The organism is Amycolatopsis sp. CA-126428 (genome assembly GCF_002904335.1).
Lineage (GTDB): Bacteria > Actinomycetota > Actinomycetes > Mycobacteriales > Pseudonocardiaceae > Amycolatopsis.
In genome coordinates, this window is sequence record NZ_PPHF01000046.1 from 17,356 (window position 1) to 37,808 (window position 20,453).

The 20,453-nt window shown below is 73.6% G+C and carries 23 protein-coding genes; 12 read left to right on the forward strand and 11 right to left on the reverse strand.

Annotated elements, in window-relative coordinates; genetic code table 11:
- Positions 1–26 precede the first annotated feature (26 nt).
- Positions 27–3,101 carry a glycoside hydrolase family 2 TIM barrel-domain containing protein gene (locus C2L58_RS13005; RefSeq protein WP_103337834.1) on the reverse strand — a complete coding sequence of 1,025 codons (3,075 nt, stop codon included), beginning with the start codon at positions 3,099–3,101 and terminating at the stop codon, positions 27–29.
- 172 nt (positions 3,102–3,273) lie between these two features.
- On the opposite strand from C2L58_RS13005, the gene C2L58_RS13010 reads away from it, so the two are divergent.
- A complete protein-coding gene (locus tag C2L58_RS13010; protein ID WP_103337858.1) occupies positions 3,274–4,053 on the forward strand; it encodes an enoyl-CoA hydratase-related protein in 780 nt (259 codons plus the stop codon).
- Positions 4,054–4,083: 30 nt separating this feature from the next.
- The gene (locus C2L58_RS13015) at positions 4,084–4,599 is read left to right on the forward strand and encodes a dihydrofolate reductase family protein (protein WP_103337835.1); all 516 of its coding nucleotides are present in this window, start codon (positions 4,084–4,086) and stop codon (positions 4,597–4,599) included.
- A gap of 16 nt (positions 4,600–4,615) precedes the next feature.
- Here the strand turns inward: C2L58_RS13015 and C2L58_RS13020 are convergent, their stop codons facing one another.
- The 4 genes from C2L58_RS13020 to C2L58_RS13035 all read right to left on the reverse strand — a co-directional run bounded on the left by C2L58_RS13020 (position 4,616) and on the right by C2L58_RS13035 (position 8,200).
- Positions 4,616–5,386, reverse strand: a complete 771-nt coding sequence (locus C2L58_RS13020; RefSeq protein ID WP_103337836.1) for an SDR family oxidoreductase — start codon at positions 5,384–5,386, stop codon at positions 4,616–4,618.
- Complete coding sequence (locus tag C2L58_RS13025) at positions 5,383–6,135, reverse strand: SDR family oxidoreductase (RefSeq protein ID WP_103337837.1); 753 nt, start codon at positions 6,133–6,135, stop codon at positions 5,383–5,385. Before C2L58_RS13025 ends, C2L58_RS13020 begins: the two co-directional genes overlap by 4 nt.
- Positions 6,136–6,247: 112 nt before the next feature.
- A complete protein-coding gene (locus C2L58_RS13030; RefSeq protein ID WP_103337838.1) occupies positions 6,248–7,210 on the reverse strand; it encodes a quinone oxidoreductase family protein in 963 nt (320 codons plus the stop codon).
- 81 nt (positions 7,211–7,291) lie between these two features.
- A complete protein-coding gene (locus tag C2L58_RS13035) occupies positions 7,292–8,200 on the reverse strand; it encodes an alpha/beta hydrolase (protein WP_369904181.1) in 909 nt (302 codons plus the stop codon).
- Between C2L58_RS13035 and C2L58_RS13040 the strand changes: the two genes are divergently transcribed.
- Positions 8,191–8,799, forward strand: coding sequence for an SGNH/GDSL hydrolase family protein (locus tag C2L58_RS13040; RefSeq protein WP_233225696.1), 609 nt, complete (start codon positions 8,191–8,193; stop codon positions 8,797–8,799). The genes C2L58_RS13035 and C2L58_RS13040 overlap by 10 nt on opposite strands.
- 304 nt (positions 8,800–9,103) lie before the next feature.
- On the opposite strand, the gene C2L58_RS13045 is transcribed toward C2L58_RS13040, so the two are convergent.
- The 3 genes from C2L58_RS13045 to C2L58_RS13055 are packed head-to-tail and all read right to left on the reverse strand — an operon-like array spanning position 9,104 to position 11,052.
- A complete protein-coding gene (locus C2L58_RS13045) occupies positions 9,104–9,835 on the reverse strand; it encodes a metallophosphoesterase family protein (RefSeq protein WP_103337840.1) in 732 nt (243 codons plus the stop codon).
- Positions 9,832–10,641, reverse strand: a complete 810-nt coding sequence (locus tag C2L58_RS13050) for a nucleotidyltransferase family protein (protein WP_103337841.1) — start codon at positions 10,639–10,641, stop codon at positions 9,832–9,834. Before C2L58_RS13050 ends, C2L58_RS13045 begins: the two co-directional genes overlap by 4 nt.
- Positions 10,642–10,671: 30 nt before the next feature.
- Positions 10,672–11,052 (reverse strand): STAS domain-containing protein, encoded by a 381-nt coding sequence (locus C2L58_RS13055; RefSeq protein ID WP_103337842.1) that lies wholly within the window; start codon positions 11,050–11,052, stop codon positions 10,672–10,674.
- A 114-nt stretch (positions 11,053–11,166) separates the two neighbouring features.
- Between C2L58_RS13055 and C2L58_RS13060 the strand changes: the two genes are divergently transcribed.
- From C2L58_RS13060 to C2L58_RS13085, 6 genes are all read left to right on the forward strand, one after another.
- Complete coding sequence (locus tag C2L58_RS13060) at positions 11,167–11,631, forward strand: SRPBCC family protein (RefSeq protein WP_103337843.1); 465 nt, start codon at positions 11,167–11,169, stop codon at positions 11,629–11,631.
- An 8-nt stretch (positions 11,632–11,639) separates the two neighbouring features.
- Positions 11,640–12,461, forward strand: coding sequence for a MerR family transcriptional regulator (locus tag C2L58_RS13065; RefSeq protein WP_103337844.1), 822 nt, complete (start codon positions 11,640–11,642; stop codon positions 12,459–12,461).
- A gap of 77 nt (positions 12,462–12,538) precedes the next feature.
- Complete coding sequence (locus C2L58_RS13070; protein ID WP_233225697.1) at positions 12,539–13,399, forward strand: hypothetical protein; 861 nt, start codon at positions 12,539–12,541, stop codon at positions 13,397–13,399.
- Positions 13,399–13,827: a phage holin family protein gene (locus tag C2L58_RS13075; RefSeq protein ID WP_103337845.1), complete on the forward strand. Its 429-nt coding sequence runs from the start codon at positions 13,399–13,401 to the stop codon at positions 13,825–13,827. The genes C2L58_RS13070 and C2L58_RS13075 overlap by 1 nt, the downstream gene beginning before the upstream one ends.
- A complete protein-coding gene (locus C2L58_RS13080) occupies positions 13,824–14,435 on the forward strand; it encodes a DUF3618 domain-containing protein (RefSeq protein WP_103337846.1) in 612 nt (203 codons plus the stop codon). The genes C2L58_RS13075 and C2L58_RS13080 overlap by 4 nt, the downstream gene beginning before the upstream one ends.
- An 82-nt stretch (positions 14,436–14,517) precedes the next feature.
- Entirely contained in the window at positions 14,518–15,324 is an 807-nt protein-coding gene (locus tag C2L58_RS13085; RefSeq protein ID WP_103337847.1) for an MBL fold metallo-hydrolase, read from the forward strand.
- A 272-nt stretch (positions 15,325–15,596) separates the two neighbouring features.
- Here the strand turns inward: C2L58_RS13085 and C2L58_RS13090 are convergent, their stop codons facing one another.
- The gene (locus C2L58_RS13090; RefSeq protein WP_103337848.1) at positions 15,597–15,884 is read right to left on the reverse strand and encodes a hypothetical protein; all 288 of its coding nucleotides are present in this window, start codon (positions 15,882–15,884) and stop codon (positions 15,597–15,599) included.
- A 396-nt stretch (positions 15,885–16,280) separates the two neighbouring features.
- Here C2L58_RS13090 and C2L58_RS13095 point away from each other — a divergent pair, with 396 nt between their 5' ends.
- From C2L58_RS13095 to C2L58_RS13105, 3 genes are all read left to right on the forward strand, one after another.
- Positions 16,281–16,940, forward strand: coding sequence for a lytic polysaccharide monooxygenase auxiliary activity family 9 protein (locus C2L58_RS13095; RefSeq protein ID WP_103337849.1), 660 nt, complete (start codon positions 16,281–16,283; stop codon positions 16,938–16,940).
- A 101-nt stretch (positions 16,941–17,041) separates the two neighbouring features.
- Positions 17,042–17,632, forward strand: coding sequence for an HD domain-containing protein (locus C2L58_RS13100; protein ID WP_103337850.1), 591 nt, complete (start codon positions 17,042–17,044; stop codon positions 17,630–17,632).
- 1 nt (position 17,633) lies between these two features.
- Positions 17,634–18,506 (forward strand): NADP-dependent oxidoreductase, encoded by an 873-nt coding sequence (locus tag C2L58_RS13105; protein WP_103337851.1) that lies wholly within the window; start codon positions 17,634–17,636, stop codon positions 18,504–18,506.
- Here the strand turns inward: C2L58_RS13105 and C2L58_RS13110 are convergent.
- Together C2L58_RS13110 and C2L58_RS13115 are read right to left on the reverse strand one after the other, a co-directional pair.
- Positions 18,490–19,266, reverse strand: coding sequence for a sugar phosphate isomerase/epimerase family protein (locus C2L58_RS13110; protein WP_103337852.1), 777 nt, complete (start codon positions 19,264–19,266; stop codon positions 18,490–18,492). The genes C2L58_RS13105 and C2L58_RS13110 overlap by 17 nt on opposite strands.
- A gap of 298 nt (positions 19,267–19,564) precedes the next feature.
- The gene (locus tag C2L58_RS13115; protein WP_103337853.1) at positions 19,565–20,362 is read right to left on the reverse strand and encodes a hypothetical protein; all 798 of its coding nucleotides are present in this window, start codon (positions 20,360–20,362) and stop codon (positions 19,565–19,567) included.
- Positions 20,363–20,453 lie beyond the last annotated feature (91 nt).

The following is a 20,453-nucleotide window of genomic DNA, read 5'->3' on the forward strand; positions in this document are numbered from 1 at the left end:
GGGGTGCGCCCCGCCGGACCCGCGCCTCACCGGGCCAGCAGCGCGCTGATCCGCAGGAAGCCCCGGGCGGCCATCGTCACCCGCACTTCCGTGGTGACGACCGGATCGAATGCGAACGACGTCGGGTCGTTCGAGCCGGTCCCCCACGTGATCCGCAGGTTCCGCACCGGCTCGAAGCCCCGGGCGGTGCGGCAGGCGACTTCGACGGCGACCGGCAGCGCCAGGTTCGCGTCCACGACGAAGTTCGCCGTGACGGCACCGATCCGCTGAGCCGACGGCCAGGCCAGGGACACCCAGTCCGCGGCCCGCGGCCGGCTCACCGCCTTCAGCGTCGACGTCGCCGGCTTGACGTAGTAGTTGGACCAGCCGGTGGCCGGGTTCCCGTCCAGCATCGCGGCCGGCAGCGTGTCCGGGGCGCCCGAGTAGCTCGCGTCCGCCGTCGAAGCGGCCGGGACCACGGGGGTTTCGACCGCACGCGCTCCCGGGCCGTTGCGCCGGCCGAGAGGCGAGCCGGGCAAGGTGAGCTTCCCGGGCGTCAGTCCCGGAGCGCTTGCGGTGACGGTGACCGGCCCGCGCCCGCCGGTCGCCGCGACGACGGCGACCGCCAGCCCCTTGAACGCCGGGATCGCCGGCTGCTGGTAGCTCTGGGCGAGTTCCTGCCGTCCGTTGTCGACGCCGGCGATCCGGCCGGGACCGGCGACGGTGAAGCGCAGCAGCGGCCCGTCGCCGGGCACGACGACCCCGTGGGCGTCCACGACCGACGCCGTCACGAACGTCATCGCCCCGGAAACCACCTCGCCACCGGGCGCGTCCACGCTCAGCTCGACCGCGCGCGGCGGCCCGGCCGTGACGAGCTCGTCGCGCGCCACCTCGCGGCCGCCGGCCCGGGCGATCGCGGTCAGCGTGCCGGGCTCGAAGGGCACGGTCCAGGTCAGGTGCAGCTTGCCGGTGCTGCCGTTCGGGCTGGTGTAGCTGCCGGAGGGATCGTTCTTGTCGTCGCCGGCCGGCTCGCTCGTCTCCAGGTACGCCCGGCCGTCCACTGTGGTCTTGCGGTCGAACTTCTTGATGCCAAGCGACTTCCCGTTCAGCACCAGCTCGACGGTGTCCACAGTGGAGTAGACCCAGACCGCGACGGGCTCGCCGGGGCGGTGGTTCGTCCAGTCCATCGGGGTCAGGTGCACCATCGGCGCGGTGGTCCACTGGCTCCGGAAGAGGTGGAAGGCGTCCTTGGGCAGGCCGGCGCTGTCGATCGCGCCGAAGAAGGACGTCTTGACGGGGAAGACGTCGTACGGCGTCGGCTCGCCGAGGTAGTCCTGCCCGGACCAGAGGAACTGGCCCTGGCAGAACTTCCGGTCGCGATCCTTCTTCAGCGAATACTCGCCACTGAAGGTCCACGACGCCAGGTTGTTGTCGTAGGACGACGTCGCCCGCTTGCCCGGGGTGTGGTTCTCGCCGGTGTTGAGCAGGTCCGGGTCCTGGTAGACCCCGCGCGTGGAGGTCTCCGACGACGACTCGGACTCGAAGAAGAACTTGTCCGGGTACTGCTTGTGCAGCCCGTCGATGGACTGGGCGGTGTTGTAGTTGACGCCGAGGCCGTCGAGCTGCTTGAGGATGAGGTCCTGCGGCGAGCCCGGCGCGGGCACGCCGCGGTAGCGGTCGGACCCCATGACGATCGGCCGGGTGGTGTCGATCGAGCGGACCACGGCGATCAGGTCCGCCGCGATCTGCGGGCCGCCCGCCATCGACGCGTCCGGCACCTCGTTGCCGATCGACCACAGCACGACCGCGGGCGAGTTCTTGGCCGCGTGCACCATTTCGGCGATGTCGCGCCCGCTCCACTCGTCGAAGTCGCGGTGGTAGTCGTAGTCGAGCTTGCCGGTCCGCCAGCAGTCGAACGCCTCGACCATCATCACGATCCCGAGCCGTTCGCAGACCGTCACCAGCTGCGGGTCCGGCGGGTTGTGCGCGGTCCGCAGCGCGTTGGCGCCCATCGCGAGCATCAGCCGCATCTGGTGCTCCAGCGCGGCCGGGTCGATCACCGCGCCCAGCGCGCCCTGGCTGGCGTGCAGGTTGACCCCGCGCAGCTTCATCGGCTTGCCGTTGAGCGAAAAGCCGTGGTCCGGGTGGAATTCGGTGTAGCGGAAGCCGAAGTCCGCGGTCGTCGTGTCGAGCACGCGCCCGGCGACGACGACGTCGGTGCGCAGCCGGTACAGCCGGGGTGCGCCGACCGACCACAGCTGGGGCCGTTCGACCCGCAACCCGGTCGTCGCCGTCGCGGTCCGGCCGCCGGGCACCGCCACGGTCGTCGAGCCGTTCGCCACCACGCGGCCCGCCGGATCGGTGACGGTCGTGCGCACCTGCGCGGTGACCGCGGCGCCGGAGTCGTTGACCACGTCGGTGGCCACCCGCACGGTGCCCCGGCCGGCGGCGATGTCGGGGGTGGTGACGAACGTGCCGTGCCGGGCGACGTGCACCGGCTCGGTCACCACCAGGCGGACGCGCCGGTAGATCCCGCTGCCGGAGTACCAGCGGCTGCTGGGCAGCGGGTTCGTCGCGCGCACGGCGAGGACGTTCGGCGTCCGCCCGTCGGTGTGCAGCCGGCCGGTGAGGTCGAAGGCGAACCCGGTGTAGGGGTACGGGTGGTGGCCGAGCAACTCGCCGTTCAGGTACACGTGGGGGTCCGAATAGACGCCGTCGAACTCCACCGAGACGCGCTTGCCGGCGAGCGACGGCGGCAGCGTGAACGTCTTGCGGTACCAGCCCAGCCCGCCGCGGAAGAAGCCGGAACCGCTGCTGGTGCCGTTGCCGGTCGGCGGGAGCTCGATGCTCCAGTCGTGCGGGACGTCGACGACCTGCCACGCCGAGTCGTCGAAGCCGGGCTTCGGAGCGTCGGCGAAGCGGCCGCCGGGATCGGTGACGCCGTCCGGGTTGGCCAGCGCGAACCGCCAGCCGGTCGTGAAATCGCTTTCTCGGGTCCGGTCCGGCGGCGTGAGCGCGTCGGCGGCCCGGGCGACCGGCGCGACGGCCGACACGGCGACGGCGGCACCGGCCCCACCCAGCACGACCCGCCTGCGGAGACCACTCGGTTCTACTTCCGGCATCGGGCGAGTCCCTTCCAGCGCGGCGTCGTGCGGGCGGAAAGCACTATGGCACAGAGGTTTCCGGCAATCAAAGGGTTCGATGATTTCGAACTCGGCGCCCGCTCGCCGGTCCGGCGCGTGACTTCTTGCCAAGCGACCGCTTAGTATGGTGGTCGACCCCGAGGAGGCGGCGATGTCCATTGTGGATGGCGTGCGGTACGAGGCGGACGGCGCGGTCGCGACGTGCACCTTCGACAAGCCGGACCGCAGCAACGCGATGGACGTCCCGATGCAGGCCCGCTACGGCGCCGTGCTGCGGCAGGCCGACGCCGACCCGGCGGTCCGCGCGGTCGTCGTCACGGGGGCGGGCCGGGCCTTCTGCCCCGGCGCGGACCTGGAGTTGCTCGGCACGATCGCCACCCGGCCCCCGGTCGAGGACAACTTCCGGGACGTGCTGGCGGCGGCGTGGGCCGGCGTCCCGGTGGTCGCCGCGGTCAACGGCGGCTGCGCCGGTCTGGGGTTCGTCATCGCCTGCTCGGCGGACGTCCGGTTCGCGGCCGCCGGCGCGAAGTTCACCACCGCGTTCGCCCGCCGCGGCCTGATCGCCGAGTACGGCATCGCGAAGCTGCTCCCGGAGCTCGTCGGCCAGGGCCGCGCCCGCGACCTGCTGCTGTCCGGGCGGACGTTCACCGCGGAACAGGCGCTGGAGTACGGCCTGGTCCAGGAGGTGGTCCCGCCCGGCGAGCTGGTGGCGCGCGCACACGCGTACGCGTCCGAGCTGGCGACGTACAGCGCACCGCGATCGATGGCGGTGATGAAGGCGCAGTTCGCGCGGGAGGCGCTGCTGCCGCTGGCCGAGGCGGCCCGCTCGGCCACCGAGCTGATGATCGAGTCGTTCGGCCGTCCCGAGCTGGCGGAGGGGCTGGCCGGCTGGAACGAGCGCCGTCCGCCGCGGTTCCCGCCGCACCGATGAGTTTTCGGCGTCCCGGTCGTCAGTACCGGCATGGCCAAGTTGCTCTACGCGTTCAGCTGCTCGATCGACGGTTTCCTCGCCGGCCCGGGCGGCGACATGTCCTGGTTGACCCCCCACCTGCACCCCGACCCGGAGGTCGACGCCCTGATCCCCCGCATCGGAGCCCTGCTGGTGGGCCGCCGCACCTACGACGGCGACGACCCCCACCGCGGCGGCCCGGGCGAAGGCCAGGCGTTCGGCGGCGGCTGGGAGGGGCCGCAGTTCGTCCTGACCCACCGGGCCGCCGCCCCGGCGCCCGGAGTGACGTTCGCCGCCGACCTGGCCTCGGCGGTTTCCGCGGCCAAGGCGGCGGCCGGCGAGAAGTACGTCAACGTCCTCGGCGCCGAGGTGGCCCGGCAGTGTCTCGAGGCCGGGGTGCTCGACGAGGTCCTCGCACTGCCCGTCCCGGTGTTCCTCGGCGACGGGGTCCGGATGTTCGACCGCCCCGGCGGTGGCCCGATCGAGCTGGAACGCCTGCGCCCGAACTGGTACCGGGTGATCCGCTAGCGGGAGGCACTCGGGCTCACAGCTCCCCGACGGCCTCCTCGACCTTGCGCTGCAGCTTGTTCATCCCGCCGAGCCACCGGTCGGTGTCGGTGGCCCGCGCCGCGTAATACCCCGCGACCTCGGGGTGCGGCAGCACCAGGAACCGCTTCTCCGCCATCGCCGCGAACAGCGCGTCGGCGACCTGCTCCGGCTCGATCGCCGAGGCGCCCATCAGCAGCCGGCCCGCCGTGCCGGTGCTTTCCAGCATCGCCGTGCGCACGCCCTGCGGGCAGATCGCCTGCACCGTGATGCCGCGGTGGCGGTAGGTCGCCGACAGCCATTCGGCGAACGCCAGCGCGCCGTGCTTGGTCACCGAGTACGGCGCCGAGCCGAGGCTGGTCAGCAGGCCGGCCGCCGACACCGTCGCGACGAAGTGGCCGCGGCCGCGCTCGAGCCACGCCGGCAGCAGCAGGTTCGCCGCGCGGACGTGCGACATGACGTTGACGTCCCACGTGCGCGCCCACACCTCCTCGCCGCTCTCCGCGCCGCCGAAGGGGGCGATGCCCGCGTTCGCGCAGAACACGTCGATCTCGCCGAGCGCCGAGCGGGCGCTGTCGATCAGCTTCGTGACGCCGTCCAGGCTCGCCACGTCCCCGGCGAACGCCGTCCCGCCGACTTCGGCCGCCACCTCGGCGGCTTTGTCGCCGTCGAGGTCGGCCACCACGACCTGGGCGCCGTCGGCGGCGAAGCGGCGGGCCAGTGCCGCGCCGATCCCGCCGCCGCCCCCGGTGACGACGACGCCGGTCACAGGCCACCGCCGAGGGTCACGCCACCGTCGAGGACCACCGTCTGGCCGGTGATCCAGCCCGCGTCGTCGGACAGCAGGAACGCCACCGCGCCCGCGATGTCGGACGGCACGCCGAGGCGCTTCATCGGGTACGCGGCGGCGACCTCCTCCTCGCGGCCCTCGTACAGCGCGGTCGCGAACTTCGTCTTGACCACGGCCGGCGCGACGGCGTTGACGCGGATCTTCGGCCCCAGCTCGGCGCCGAGCTCGACGGTCAGCCGGATCAGGGCCGCCTTGCTGACGCCGTACATGCCGATGCCCGGCGAAGCGCCGAGGCCGGCGACGGAGGCGACGTTGACGACGGCACCGCCGTGCTCCCCCATCCACGCGTCGCGGGCCCGCTTGGTCCAGCCCAGCGGCGCGAGCACGTTGACGCCGAGGATCTTCGCCGCGGCGGCCGGGTCGATGTCGAGCGTGGGCCCGTAGACGGGGTTGATGCCGGTGTTGTTGACCAGGTAGTCCAGCCGGCCGAAGGTCTCGATCGTCTTGGCGACCGTCTCGTCCTGGTGGTCGGTGTCGTCGGCCTTGCCCGCCACGAACATGGCGACGTCGGGACCGCCGAGGGAGCTGACGGCCTCTTCGAGCGCCTCCGGCTTGCGGGCGGTGAGGCAGACCCGGGCACCGCGCTCGACGAGCGTCTTCGCGATCCCGAGGCCGATGCCCCGGCTGGCCCCGGTGACGATCGCGACGCGGTCCTTGAACGAGTTCACGGCAGGCGGTCTCCTTCGGCTGTGGTGCCCGGCACATACCAAGCAGTCGGTCAGTGGCCATTATGCGCGATCCGGCCGAGGTCTCAAGGCGGACGCCCGTCACACCCGCGGGTCACCGGACGCGGAGCACCAGCTTGCCGGTCGTCGACCCCGACTCGATGCGGCGGTGCGCGGTGGCCGCGTCGGCCAGGGGCAGGGATTCGACGTCGACGCGCAGGGTCCCGTCCGCCACGGCCGCGACCGCGCGGCGCAACGCCTGGCCCACCGTTTCCGGTGCCACGGCGGAAACCGCGGCGAGGTTGAACCCCGACACGGTCTTGGTGGTGAACCACAGCTCGTTGGCCGAGATGCCGACGTCCCCGGCGCCCGAGGCGTTGCCCATGACCACCAGGCGCCCCATCGGCGCGAGCCGGTCCAGGCTCGCGCGGCGCGCCGGGCCGCCGACCATGTCCACCACGACGTCGAACTCGCCGGTGCCGCCCACCTCGTCGCGCAGGACGACTTCGTCGTAGCCGAACGCCTTCGCGGCGGCGATCTTCGCTTCGCTCCCGACCGTGCCGACCACCCGGCCGGCGCCGAGCAGGCGGGCGACCTGGCCGAGCTGGCTGCCGACCCCGCCGGCGGCGGCGTGCACCAGGACGCGTTCGCCGCGCTCCAGCCGGGCCACGCGCTCGAGGACGAGGAAGGCGGTGGTGCTGTTGGACGGCACGGCCGCCGCCACCGCCGGCCCGATTCCGGGGAGCGGGGCGACCAGGGCGGCGGAGGTGGTGACCACCTCGGCGTAGCCCCCGCTCGAAACGATCGTCAACGCGGCGACCGGCTCCCCCACCGACAGGCCCTCGACGCCTTCGCCCAGCGCGCGGATCCGCCCGGAGACCTCGATGCCGGGGACGAAGGGCAGCGGGACGTCCACGACCCCCTGCCGGTAGAGGACCTCGGCGAAGTTGGCGCCGGCGTAGGCGACGTCGATCGAGACCTCGCCCGGCCCGGGCTCCGGCACCGCCACGGTGCCGAGCCGCAGGACCTCGGCCGGGCCGAACTCGGGGATGGTGACCGCCTTCATGCTGTTCGTCATGGCCCCGATCCTGCGGCGGCCGCGAGCACCGGACCAGGTCCGGCCGGACCTGGGTTCGCCAGGACCAGGCAGCGCCGCGGCTCAGCGCGGCACCAGCGACGTCACCGCCGCGACCAGCTCCGGGCCGTCGAGCAGCACCGGGTCGTTGTGGTCGGCGCCGGGGATCTCCACCAGCCGGGCCGACGCCGCGGCCGCCACCTCGCGGCTCTGGGCCGGCGGGACGATCGAGTCCCGGCCGCCCATGACCACCACCACCGGGACGCGGAGGCGGGCGACCTGCTCCTTGACCGGGAAGCGGTCGCGCAGCAGCAGGCGCACCGGCAGGTACGGGTAGAGCTCCGCGCCGACCGCGGCCAGGTCGACGAACGGCGACCGCAGCAGCAGGCCCGCCGGCGGGTGTTCGAGGGCCAGCTCCGTGACGACGGCGGAGCCGAGGCTTTCGCCGAAGTAGACGAGGCGCCCGGGCGGCACGCGCCGGTCCTCGGTCAGGAAGCGGCGGGCCGCGCGGACGTCGAGGGCCAGGCCGTCCTCGGTGGGCTCGCCCGGATTGCCGCCGTACCCGCGGTAGTCGAACACCAGCACGGCCAGCCCCGCCTGCGCCAGCTTCGCGGCCAGCGGGGCCCGGCCGGCCCGGTTGCCACCGTTGCCGCCCGCCACGAGCACCGTCGCCGCCGGGTCACGGCCGGCCGGGCGCAGGTACCAGGCGCCCAGCTCCAGCCCGTCGGCGGTGCGGAGGCGGACGTCCTCCACGATCGTTCCGGAGGTTCCGGGCAGCACGCTCGCGGCCGCGGGCACCGGCCGGCGGTCCGGCAGGTAGATCAGCCGCCGCTGGACCACCCAGACGGCCGCCAGCAGCAGCACCGCGACCACGATGGCCACCAGCACCACGCGCACGAGCACGGTTCTGGTCAGCGTGACCTCCAGCTCGACGGGAACCTCGACGGGAAACAATGACGGCGTGGCCACGTTGTACCCCCGTGATGACCGCACCACTCGGATTCTGCGTCCTCGGCGACTCGCTGGCGGCGGGCGTCGGCAGCACTCGCGAGGACGACACCCTCGGCCGGCGGCTCACCCGCCGCCTCCGCGAGGCGGGCCACACCGTGCGCCTGCGGAACTTCGGCGTGCCCGGAGCCCGCTCGGCCGACCTCGACCGCCAGGTCGCCCTCGCCCTGCGCGAGGGCGTGGACCTGGCGCTGATCGTGATCGGCGCGAACGACCTCGCCGGGTTCGTCTCCCCCGCCGTCGGCGCGCGCCAGCTGCACGACGCCGTGGCGCGGCTGGTCCGCGCCGGCGCCCGCGTCATCGTGGTGCCGGCGCCCGACCTGGGGATCGTGGCGCGGGTACCCGGCCCCTACCGGCAGCTGGTCTCGGCGGCCAGCGGTCACTACGCCCAAGCCCAGGCCGAAGCGGCCATCCGGGCCGGGGGTGCCGTGGCCACCGCCGGCCCCGAACTCGCCACTCGCTTCGCCGCCGACCCGGCCCTTTTCTCCGCTGACCGGTTCCACCCGTCTTCGGCCGGCTACGGCGTGATCGCCGAAGGCCTGGCGCCGCACGTCCTGGCCGCGGCCGCGCAGCTGGCCGCCTGAGCCGGTTTTGCCCGGCTTTGACCGGCGCCCGGCAAGATCGGCTTCGTCAGGTGGCCGGTCGAGGGGCGGGGGCCCGGAGCTCACCGGTCCGGGGGGACTTGCCGGTGGCGGGTGCCGGTCGCCTGACGGCCAGGGGGTACTGGGGGAGCTCTTCCCGCGTCGTTCTCGACGCGCACTGCAGGCTGGGGGCCTGCAGCGCCCGCCCCTTCCGCTTCAGGGAGAGAGGGCCCAGTGACCTCTGCCGCGGCCGGTCGTGAGTGGTAAGGCGGGTTAGAACCCGCCTTACCACTCACGAGGGGACTCGTCAGGGGCGCGTGGACAACTCAGCCGGGTGCAGCTCGTACAGCGCATACGCCTTCCGGATCACCGGCTGCGCCACGTTCCGCACCCGTACCCCGCCCGGCGTCACGCCCTGCTCGCACCCGAAGTGGGCATGGCCGTGCAGGGCCAGGTCGGCGCCCACCTCGTCGATCGGCTCGCAGAGCAGGTACGAACCGAGGAACGGGTGGATCTCGGGTGGCTCGCCGTGCAGGGTGCCGGAGATCGGCGCGTAGTGCGTCAACGCGACGACGACGTCCGTGTCGAGGGTTTGCAACGCTTTGCGCAGCGAATCGGCCGAGGCCATCGTGTGCTCGACGAAGTCCTTCATCTCCCGCTCGCCGAAGCGGCTGGCGCACTTGCCGGCGAACCCGCCGCCGAAGCCCTTGACCCCGGCGACGCCCAGGGAACCGTCCGGCAGGTCGAAGCGGACCGCGTCGCCCTCCAGCACCTCGACGCCGGTCTCGCGGAGCAGGTTCGAGATCATTTCCCCGAGGTCGCTGTGGTGGTCGTGGTTGCCGAGCACCGCGGCGATCGGCACGCCGAGCCCGGCGAGCTCGTCGGCCACCACCCGGGCTTCCTCGATGGTGCCGTGCCGGGTGAGGTCCCCGGCCAGCAGCAGGACGTCGGCGGTGCCCGCCAGGTGCTCCAGGGCGGGCCGGAGCAGGCCGCGGGAGTCTTCGCCCAGGTGCACGTCCCCGACCGCGGCGATCCTCATCGGCCGATCTCCTCCGCGCTCGCCGGTTCGCGGACGTCGGCGACCCGGATGTCGTTGTGCACCAGCTCCCCGGTCAGGTACTCACCGACGACGGCGTCCACCTCCTCCTTGCGCGCGGCGCAGATCACTTCGCCGCTCAGGTGGACGTGCTCGCCCCGCACGGTCACGTGCACGCCGAGCTCGGCGGTGCGGGGGTCTTCGGCGAGGGCCCGGCTGAGCCGGGCGACGAGGTACTGCGGTGGTTCGGGCACGAGGGCCTCCTTCGGGTCGATCACGGCCAGGTCGCCGAGCAGCGCCAGGAACGCCCGGGCGTAGGGGGACGCCGACACCTGCACGGCGACGTCGGTCCAGTCGACCTGTTCGCGCAGGTCACGGGCGATCCGCAGCAGCGGGGCGAAGTCGCACCGGTGCGCGCTCAGCACGAGCAGCTTGTCCACCAGCAGGTCGGTGCCGGAGACGACCGGCGCCGCGGTGGACCCGATCCGCATCAGCGCGGCGCGGTCGAGCAGCTCGTCGGTCACCGGCCGGTGGTTGGGGCCGTGGATGAGGTCCACGAGGATGTCGCCGTCGTAGACCTTCGTCAGCCAGTCCTCCGGCGGGTGCACGCGGCGCAGGCCGGCGGCGGTGAGCACCTCCGCCGCCCGGTCGGCGTCGCCCGGCTTGAGGAACAGGTCGACGTCGTGGTCCGACGGCGGCCCGCCGCGGGCGTACACGGCCAGGCCACCGGCGACGGCGAACCGGATGTCCGTGCCGTCGAGGGCGGTCACGACGCGGGTCAGGCTCTGCAGCAGCGCCTCCGCTTCCATGGCGGAGGATTACCCGCGCCGGGGGCGGCCCTAACCGCCGTTCGCGGGCCGCTGGCGGATCCACGCGCGGGCGCCGTCGACCGTCGAGTGCAGCGCGAGCGTGCCGTCCAGCCGGGTGACCTGCAGGGAGCGCAGCACCGGGCGCCCGTCGGCGACCACCGCGAACGGCAGGTCCGCGACCGCCGTCTCGGTGACGAGCTCGGCGAGGACCTGCAGCCCCGCCGAGCCGCAGAAGGTGATCGCGCCCAGGTCCACGATGAGGGCCCCCGCCCCTTCCGCCAGCGCGGCCTTGGCCCGCGCGCGCAGCACCGGCGCGGTGCCGAGGTCCAGGTCCCCGGCCGCCGCGACGACGACGGCTTCGGGCACGGTGCGCACGCGCACCGTCAGTACGGGCGGCCGGTCATCGGTCACGGGGGGCTCCCTTCGCTGCTGCCGACTTTAGAACGGTTGCATCGTTTTGTCATCGATTTGCCGGGTAACCGGGGAGGAGAGAAACCCGACCCAGTGCAGAGAGGACAGGCTTCGATGAGCACCGTCACGGAATCCGTCGACGTCGAGACCGACGTCACCACCGCCTACAACCAGTGGACGCAGTTCGAGTCCTTCCCGCAGTTCATGGAGGGCGTCGACGAGATCCGGCAGCTCGACGACACCCACACGCACTGGAAGATCAGTGTCGGCGGGCAGACCCGCGAATTCGACGCGACGATCACCGAGCAGCACCCGGACGAGCGCGTCGCCTGGAAGTCCGACTCCGGCCCGACCCACGCGGGCGTCGTCACGTTCCACCGCCTCGACGACCGGCACACCCGGGTCACCGCCCAGCTCGACATCGACCCGGAGGGGTTCGTCGAGAACGTCGCCGACAAGCTCGGCATCCTGGACCGCCGCGTCAAGGCCGACCTCGGCCGGTTCAAGACGTTCATCGAGGAACGCGGCAGCCACGAAACCGGCGCCTGGCGCGGGGATGTCGCCCGTCCCGGGAACTGAGCCTGCCGGTGGACCGCCCCGCGGCCGCCCCCGCCGTCACCTGGACGGCGGGGGCGGCCGCACGCATGCTGGGCCTGCCCGCGTCCACGCTGCGCGCGTGGCACCGGCGGTACGACCTCCCGCTGTCCGCGCCGCAGACCGGCACCCACCGCCACTACGGGCGGGCGGACATCGAGGCGCTGCTCCGGATGAAGCACCTGATCGAGCAGGGACTTAGCGCGGAAGCCGCGGCCGCGCGGGCGTTCCAGGCGAGCGCGACCGACGTCGGCACGCTGCTGGCCGCCGTCCGCGGCCTGAAGATCGACACCGCCGCCGCGCTCCTCGACGCGCACCTCGCCGAGCGTGGCGTCCTCGGCACCTGGGACGAGCTCTGCCGCCCGGCGCTGACCGCCCTCTGCGGCCCGGACGCCGACCGTTGCATCGACCTCGTGCACGGCCTGTCCTGGGCCATTGCCGCGGCCCTGCACCGGATTCCCACGCCCACCGGCGCCGGGCCCCCGGTTCTGCTGGCCTGTGTGGACGGTGACCGGCACACGCTGCCCTCCGAAGCCCTGCGCGCGGCGCTGGCCGAACACGGCCGCGAGGCGCTGTTCCTCGGCGCTTCGATCCCGGAATCCGCGCTGCGGCAAGCGATCGACCGCATCCGGCCCGCCGCGGTCGTGCTGTGGAGCAGCCGCCCGGCCACTCCCCCGAGCGGGCTCCCGGTGCCGCGGCTCGTCCTGGCCGGGCCCGGCCGGCCACCGGGGACCGGAGGCCCGGACAGCCTGCGTGACGCGGTTTCGCTGCTGACGACGAGCTGCGCCCGGTTTATCCCCAGGCCACCCGGGTAGCCAGCCGCACTACCAGGCCGATGGTCGCCATCGGCACCCACGTAGGCGCGGAAGTGCCTCTCCCGCAGGAGGTCGAGATGACGCAGGGACCCGGCGGTCAGTCACCGCCGCAGCACGCCCCCGGATCGCCGTCGATGCCGGAAACCGCCAAGGGCGAAGCCCGCGAGGTGGCCGCCACCGCCGCCGATCGGGGTGGCGAAGTCGCCCAAACGGCGGCGGACCAAGCGAAGCACGTGGCCGCGCACGCCCAGCAGGAAGCACGCGACCTGGTCCGCGAAGGCCGGGAACAACTGGAGGCGCAGGCCAAGGACGGCCAGCGGAAGGCCGCCGAGAGCCTCCACCAGCTGGCCGGTCAGCTCGAGCGGATGGCGGAGCAGACCGATTCCCCCGGTCTCGCCGGCGACGTCGCGCGCCAGGTGTCCGACCGGACGCGGACGGTCGCCGACTGGCTCGAGCACCGCGAGCCCGGTGACCTCCTGGACGAGGTGCGGCGCTTCGCCCGCCGTCGTCCCGGCACGTTCCTGGTCGGCGCGGCCGTCGCCGGTGCCCTCGTCGGGCGGCTGACTCGCGGCGTCGTGGCGCAGCAGAAGGAAGAAAGCTCCCCGAACGGCCGGGCGGGCGCTCCTCAGCCGCACGCCGGGCCCACCGCGACCCCGCCCGTGCCGCGGCCGGACGACGCCGGATACACCGCACCGCAAGGCTTTCCGCAGCCGGGCGGTGCCGGGTACGCGGCTCCGGGCGGCTACCCCGCACCCCAGCCGGCCGGCGGCCTCCCGCAGCCGGGTCACCCGGGCGGGTACGCCGCACCGCAGCCGGGCGGGGGCCTCCCGCAGCCGAGCCATCCCGGCGGGGCGCCCGGCGGGTACAGCGCACCCCAGCCGCCGGAAGACCTCCCGCAGCCGAGCCCGCGCTTCTCCGGGCCGGGGCAGGTGCCGTGATGACGCAGGCACCCGGGCCCGTGCCCCGCACCGGTGAACCCGTCGACGTCGCCGACGCCTCGGTCGGTGAGCTGATGTCCAACGTGATGAAGGACCTCTCCACCCTGGTGCGGCAGGAAGTGGAGCTGGCGAAGGCCGAAGTGAAGGCCGAGGCGGGCAAGGCCGCGAAGGGCGCGGGGATGCTCGGCGGCGCCGGGTTCGCCGGCTACATGGTCGTGCTGTTCCTCTCCATCGCCCTGTGGCAGGGGCTGGCGAACGTCATGGACGCGGGGTGGGCGGCACTGATCGTCGCGGTCGTGTGGGTGATCGCCGGCGCCGTGCTCTACGCGACCGGGCGGCGCGAAGTCCGCCGGATCAACCCGAAACCCGAACGCACCGTCGAGACCCTGCAGCAGGTCCCCGACGCACTGAAAGGCGAACGACGATGACCGAACCGGAGCGCATCCGCCGCGAAATCGAAGGCACGCAACGCAGTCTCAGCACGGACGTGAACGCCCTCACCGAAAAGGTGACCCCGGGCCGGATCGTCGAACGCCGCATCGGCCGGATGCGCTCGGCGGTGGGCCACGCGCGGGACCGCGTCATGGGCACCGCGTCGGATCACGCATCGACGGCGGGCGACAAGGTGGGCTCGGTGGCCTCGGCCGCCGGGGACAAGGTGAATTCCGCCGCCGACGCCGTCAGCGAGGCGCCGCAGGCGATCCGCCGCGGCACGCAGGGCAACCCGCTGGCCGCCGGCCTGATCGCCTTCGGCGCCGGCTGGCTCGTGTCGTCCCTGCTGCCCGCGAGCGAGCCGGAGCGCCGGCTCGCCGGCCAGGCGACCGACCTCGCCAAGGAGCACGTGGCGCCGGTGGCCCAGCACGCGGCCGAAGAGCTGAAGGAGAACCTGCGCGAGCCCGTGCAGCACGCGGCCGAGTCGGTGCAGTCCGAAGCCGCCGACGCGGCGTCCACGGTCAAGGACGAAGCGCGGTCCGCGACCGGCGACGTCACCGATCGCGCCCAGGAAGCCCGGGAGAACGTGCGCTCGGAGGGCTGAGGCGGGAGTTCCGGGGCGCGGCCTCACCCGGCCGCGCCCCGGCCCGTGTCATCCGGGCCCCGAACAGCAGGGAAGGACTCCGATGCCTGCCTACGACCCGCCCGGCGGCGACTCGCTGATGTTCGTCGGGACCGCGACCACGGTGCTCCGGCTGGGCCCGTTCACCCTGCTCACCGACCCGAACTTCCTGCACCGCGGCCAGTGGTCGTACTTCGGGCAGGGACTGTTTTCCCGGCGCCGCACCGAACCCGCGCTGCAGCCGGCGGACCTGCCGCCGCTGACCGCGGTCATCCTGTCCCACCTGCACGGCGACCACTTCGACCGGATCGCCGCGCGCGAACTCCCCCGCGACACCCCGATCCTCACCACCGGGCACGCCGCCACCCGCCTGCTGCGGCGGGGTTTCCACGCCCCGCTCCCGCTTCCGACGTGGACGACGGAGAACTTCTCGGACGGCGACGCGCGGCTGGCGGTGACGTCCGTTCCGGCGCGGCACGCCCCGGGGCCGGCCCGGCGGTTGCTGCCGCCGGTCATGGGCAGCGTCCTGGAGTACCGCGCGACGCCGGAGGCCGATCCGCTGCGGATCTACCTCAGCGGCGACACCGTGCTGCACGACGAACTCTGCGCCATCCGGGACCACTTCCCCGGCCTCGACCTCGCGGTGGTGCACCTCGGCGGCACGCGCGCGTTCGGCGTGCTGGTCACCCTCGACCACCGCGGCGGGGTGGACCTGCTGAACCTGCTGGAGCCCCGTCGCGCGGTGCCGGTGCACTTCGACGACTACGGCCTGTTCCACTCGCCGGTGTCGAACTTCCTGGAGGAGGTCCGCCGGCGGCGCCCGCCGACGCGGGTGCACCTGCTGCAGCGGGGCGAATTCCTTTCCTTGTGATTCCGGCGCGGTCCCGGTGCCGGCGTGCGGCACCGGGACCTGCGGAGGAACCAGCGTGTCGAAACCGTTGTCCGTGTCCTGCGAACTCGACGGCGCCCGGTACGCCGGCGTCGCTGCCGCGGGATGCGCCTGAGGGCGCGGTGGCCGGGCCCGCGAAGGTCTCACCGGCCGCTGTCGGGGCAGGCAGCGCACACCGGCGTCGTGGGAAACCCGGGCGCCGTCACGGCATCACTCCCCTTTCCTCGTTGTCCGTGGGGTTCAGTCCGTGGGGTTCAGTCTGTTCGGGTTCGGTCCGTGCGGTTCGCCGTCCGAGGCCGCGGAGGGGCTCGCTCCCGCCGCGGGCACTTCGCGGCGAGCAGGCGAACACCCGGTCGTCGCCGCGGCACACCGAGGACGGCGGCCGGCCGGGGCACGCCGGGACGGCGGCGGGTGGCGGGAACCGGCGGTGGCGGCTCGAAGTTCGCGGCCACGATCGCGTCGAACTCGGCCCGGACCCACTCGGGGTCGGCCAGCACCAGCTCGGCGAACCCGTCGGCCGCACGGGTGATCCTGTCCGGCATTCGTCGTTCACTCCCCGGATCGTCTCGCGATGTCACCAGGTTTTGCGTTCCCTTATTCGTATAGCACCGGACGGAGATCGGTTCAAGTCCTCAAAGGACCTCCAGCCGGCGGCTCCGGCCGCCTTCCGGTGACAATTTTTCCGGATACACCCGTGCGGAGCAGCCGGCCGGTGCCGTGCTCACCGGGTGTCTTCCGGCCCGGGACCGATCGGGCGGTCCGGGCCCGCACCCCTTCCGCCGTTCAGCACCCGTTCAGTCCGGATCAGTGCCGGAAACCGGTGCGCCACAACGGTTCCCGGAGGTCGTGCGGTGGCCGGTGGCGCGCGCCGCCGCGTATGGTCGTCCGGCGCCACCTTGGGAGCGCTCCCAAATCCGGTCCCGACGAAGGAGGACAGCGTGGTTCCCCGACGCAAGACCTTGCTTTCCCTGCTGGTGACGGTGGTGACCGCCGTGCTGCTGGGCGGCGTGCTCACCGGTGTCGCCGACGCGCACGGCTCGGCCACCGACCCGCCGTCGCGCAACTACGGCTGCTGGAACCGCTGGGGCAGCGACTTCCAGAACCCGGCCATGGCGACGAAGGACCCGATGTGCTGGCAGGCCTGGCAAGCCGACCCGAACGCGATGTGGAACTGGAACGGGCTCTACCGCGAAGGCGTCAAGGGCAACCACCAGGGCGCGATCCCCGACGGAACGCTGTGCAGCGGCGGCCGCACGCAGGCGCCCCGGTACAACGCCCTCGACACGGTCGGCGCGTGGCAGATGGCGAACAAGGACAACCGGTTCACCCTCACCATCACCGACCAGGCCCACCACGGCGCCGACTACCTGCTGGTGTACATCACCAAGCAGGGCTCCGACCCCGCCACGCAGCCCCTGGGCTGGGGCAACCTGGAGCTGGTCGCCCAGACGGGCCGCTACGCCCAGGCCGGGCAGTACCAGGTCGCGGTGAACGCGGGCACCCGGACGGGGCGGCACGTCGTCTACACCATCTGGCAGGCGAGCCACCTCGACCAGTCGTACTACTTCTGCAGTGACGTGAACTTCTCCGGCCGCTGACCGGACTGCACGCACCGGGCCGCGGGGCACCCCCGCGGCCCGGCTCTGCGAGTAAGTTACGTTACATGAATTGGTCGTAATGCAAGGCGTACGCTCGGGGTATGGAACTCACCCTGCCCGGCGGCCCGGCCTGCGGGCACGCCACCGAGGTCGCGGCGGCCTACTCGGCGCCGTCCCTGCTCAACCATTCGATGCGGGTGTACGCCTGGGCGGTCGCGCTCGGCGGCGTCCACCACGTCGACTTCGATCCCGAGCTGCTGTTCGTCGCGGCCATGCTGCACGACGTCGGGCTCGCGCCGGAGTTCGACAGCCACACCAAGCCGTTCGAGGTGGCCGGCGGGCACGTGGCGTGGGTGTTCGCCGCCGGCGCCGGCTGGCCGCCCGAGCGGCGCGCGCGGCTGGCGGAGGTGATCGTCCGGCACATGTGGGCCGAGGTCGACCCGGCCGAGGACCCCGAGGGCTTCCTGCTGTCGAGGGCCGCCGCGGCCGACATCGCCGGGCGCGACGTCGCGGACCTGCCCGCCGACCTGCGCGCGGAGGTCCTCGAGCGCTACCCGCGGCTGGACCTGGTGGCGGAGTTCCTCCGCTGCTTCGGCGACCAGGCGGCCCGCAAGCCGGAGAGCTCCGCCGCGGCCGCGATGCGCAACGACCTCGCCACCCGCATGGCCCGCAACCCGCTCGAGGAGAACTGACGTGCAAGCCATCACCGTCGCCGACCGGTCCGCCGACCCGGCCCTGGCCGAACTGCCGTACCCCCACGCCGCCGAGAACGACGTCGTCGTGCGGGTGCACGCGGCCGGGTTCACCCCCGGCGAGCTGACCTGGCCGGCCACCTGGACCGACCGCGCCGGCCGGGACCGGACCCCGAGCGTCCCGGGCCACGAGCTGTCGGGCGTCGTCGCGGACCTCGGCTACGGGACCACCGGCCTGACCGTCGGCCAGCGGGTCTTCGGCATGGCCGACTGGGCCCGGAACGGCTCGCTGGCCGAGTACACGGCGGTGGAAGCGCGCAACCTGGCACCGCTGCCGGCCGACGTCGACCACGTCACGGCCGCGGCCCTGCCGATCTCCGGGCTGACGGCGTGGCAGGCGCTGTTCGACCACGGCCGTCTCACCGCGGGCCGGACCGTCCTCGTCCACGGCGCGGCCGGCAGCGTCGGGTCGCTCGCGGTGCAGCTGGCGCGGGAGGCGGGCGCCCGCGTGCTCGGCACCGGCCGGGCCGCCGACCGCGACACGGTTCTCGGGCTCGGTGCGGAAGCGTTCTTCGACCCGCTCTCCCCGGACATCGGCCCGGTAGACCTGGTGCTCGACGTCCTCGGCGGCGAGGTCCTCGACCGCTCCGCCGAGCTGGTGCGCGACGGCGGCACGCTCGTCACGATCGCCGAGCCGCCCCGCGTCCGGCCCGGGATCTTCTTCGTCGTGGAGCCCGACCGGGCCCGTCTCGCGGACCTGGCCCAGCGGGTCCGCGACGGACGTCTCCGCCCGCGGATCGACACGGTGCGCCCGCTCGCCGAAGCCCCGGCGGCGTTCGGCGCGCGGGGCCGGACGATCATCCGGGTGGCGTGAAGTACCGGTCGTACCAGGCCGCGGCGGCCCGCAGCGGGACGTCGACCGGTGCGAGGTCGGGGTACCAGGCTTTTTCCCATTCGAGGGACACCCAGCCGGGCCACGAACGCAGCAGCTCACCGCAGTCATCGAGCGGGACGGCGCCGTCGCCCGGCGAGACGGGCGTCGGCGTTTCCCGGCTCGCCACGTCCTTGACCTGGAAGTAGCCGAGGTAGGGGCCGAGCACCGCCTTGGTGACGGCCGGTGCCTCACCGGCGCGCCAGGGGTGGACGGCATCCCACAGCACGGCGGCCAGATCCGGTGCCCCGAACCCGGCGACGAGACTCCGGGCGGCGGCCCCGGTGGGGTGCGAATCGTGCGTCTCGACGAGCAACCGAACGCGGGCATCCCGCAGCTCCCCGAGGACGGCGGCGATGCGGGGCTGCGCGTCCCCGTCACCACCGGGGAAGACGCGGATCGCGGGCGCACCGATGCGGTGCGCGAGGGCGATCAGGGCCCGGAGTTCGTCGATCACGGGCTGGTCGTCGCCGGGGGAGGCGACTTTGGCGTACCCGGCCAGGCACGAGATGGCGAGGCCTTCGCTCTCCAGGAGCGCCCGGACGGTGTCGGTGGCGGTGCCGGGGAGTCCCAGGTGGACTTCTTCGTCGGGGTGCACGCGCAGTTCGAGGCCGGTGCAGCCGTGGGCGCGGGCGGTGCGGGCGGCTTCGCGGACCGGGATGCCGGGCGTGCCCAGGGTGCTCACCGCGAACTGCCGGTCCATCGATGGCCTCCCGGGTTTGGTTCGGGGGCGAGTGTAAGCGCTTTCAGCGGGAACGGCGGTGACTGGGGTTGCGCTGCCGGGGACGCCAGGACTGGGGGCGCTTGCCCGCGGTGGAGCTCAGGGCAGCGAGCCCCGCTTCGGCTCGGCCCGAGGCGCCGGTTCGCGGACTCGGCGGCACGGCTACGCCGCCTCAACGAGCCGCACCCGCAATAACCCGCGAGCGCGGCACCCTCGCCGTTTCCGGGCGTGCCGGTGCCCGCGCCCGTGATCACCTCGGGCGCGGGCACCGGCGCGTGGCCTAGTGGGCCTTGTTCTGGCCGCGGCCCGCGGGCGCACGGCCGTTCGCGCCGTCGGCGGCCTTGGCCGCCTGCTGTGCGGGCTTCTCACCCGGCGCCCGGGCCGGCTTGGCCGCCGGCGGCGAGGCCGGGGTCGCCGGCTTGGGTGCGGCCGCCGCCGGCTTGTCCGCGGTCGTCCCCGCCGGCTGGGTCGCCGTCGTCCCGGCCGGCTTGTCCGCCGTGGTCGCCGTCGGCTGCGTGGCCGGCTTGTCGGCCGGCTGGGCCGGAGCGTTCTCGGCCAGCGGGTTCGGCCGCCGGACCTTGACCACCGCGACGACCGCCGCCGCCACCGCGCCCAGTGCCAGCAGCCACGGCCAGCGGGCGCGCTTCGTGCGCTCTCCGCGGGCCACGCTCTTGGCCTCCTGGAGCGCCACCGCCAAGTCGCGCTTCGCCGTGGCCACGGCCTTCCGCCGCTTCCGGCCGGACTCGCCCGCCGAGCTCACCACCGTGGCCACCGCCTGGGCCGCCTTGCGACCCGGGTCGCGCAGCTTCACCGCGCGGGCCAGGACCTCGTCGCGGGCCGCGCCGGAGTTCGCCAGCACGTCACGGCGGGACGACCGGGTGCTCTTGTCGAGGTCCTTGGTCGCCGCGCGGCCGACCTTCGTCAGTTCGTCCTTGCCTTCGGCCAGCTTCCGATCGGTGATTTCGACCGCCCGCGCGGCCGCGGCCGCCCCCACCCGCGCGGCCTCCGCGGCGAGATCCCGTACGCCGGCCGCCGCCGTCTTCACCGATCGCCCGACCGGGGCGTCGCCCTGGCTCATGTGATCACCTCTCACTCGTCGCAGCAGGCATCACCTGCTCAGCTCACACCTGTGGGCTACCCAGTGAAGGCGCATCCGGAACCTCGGACCA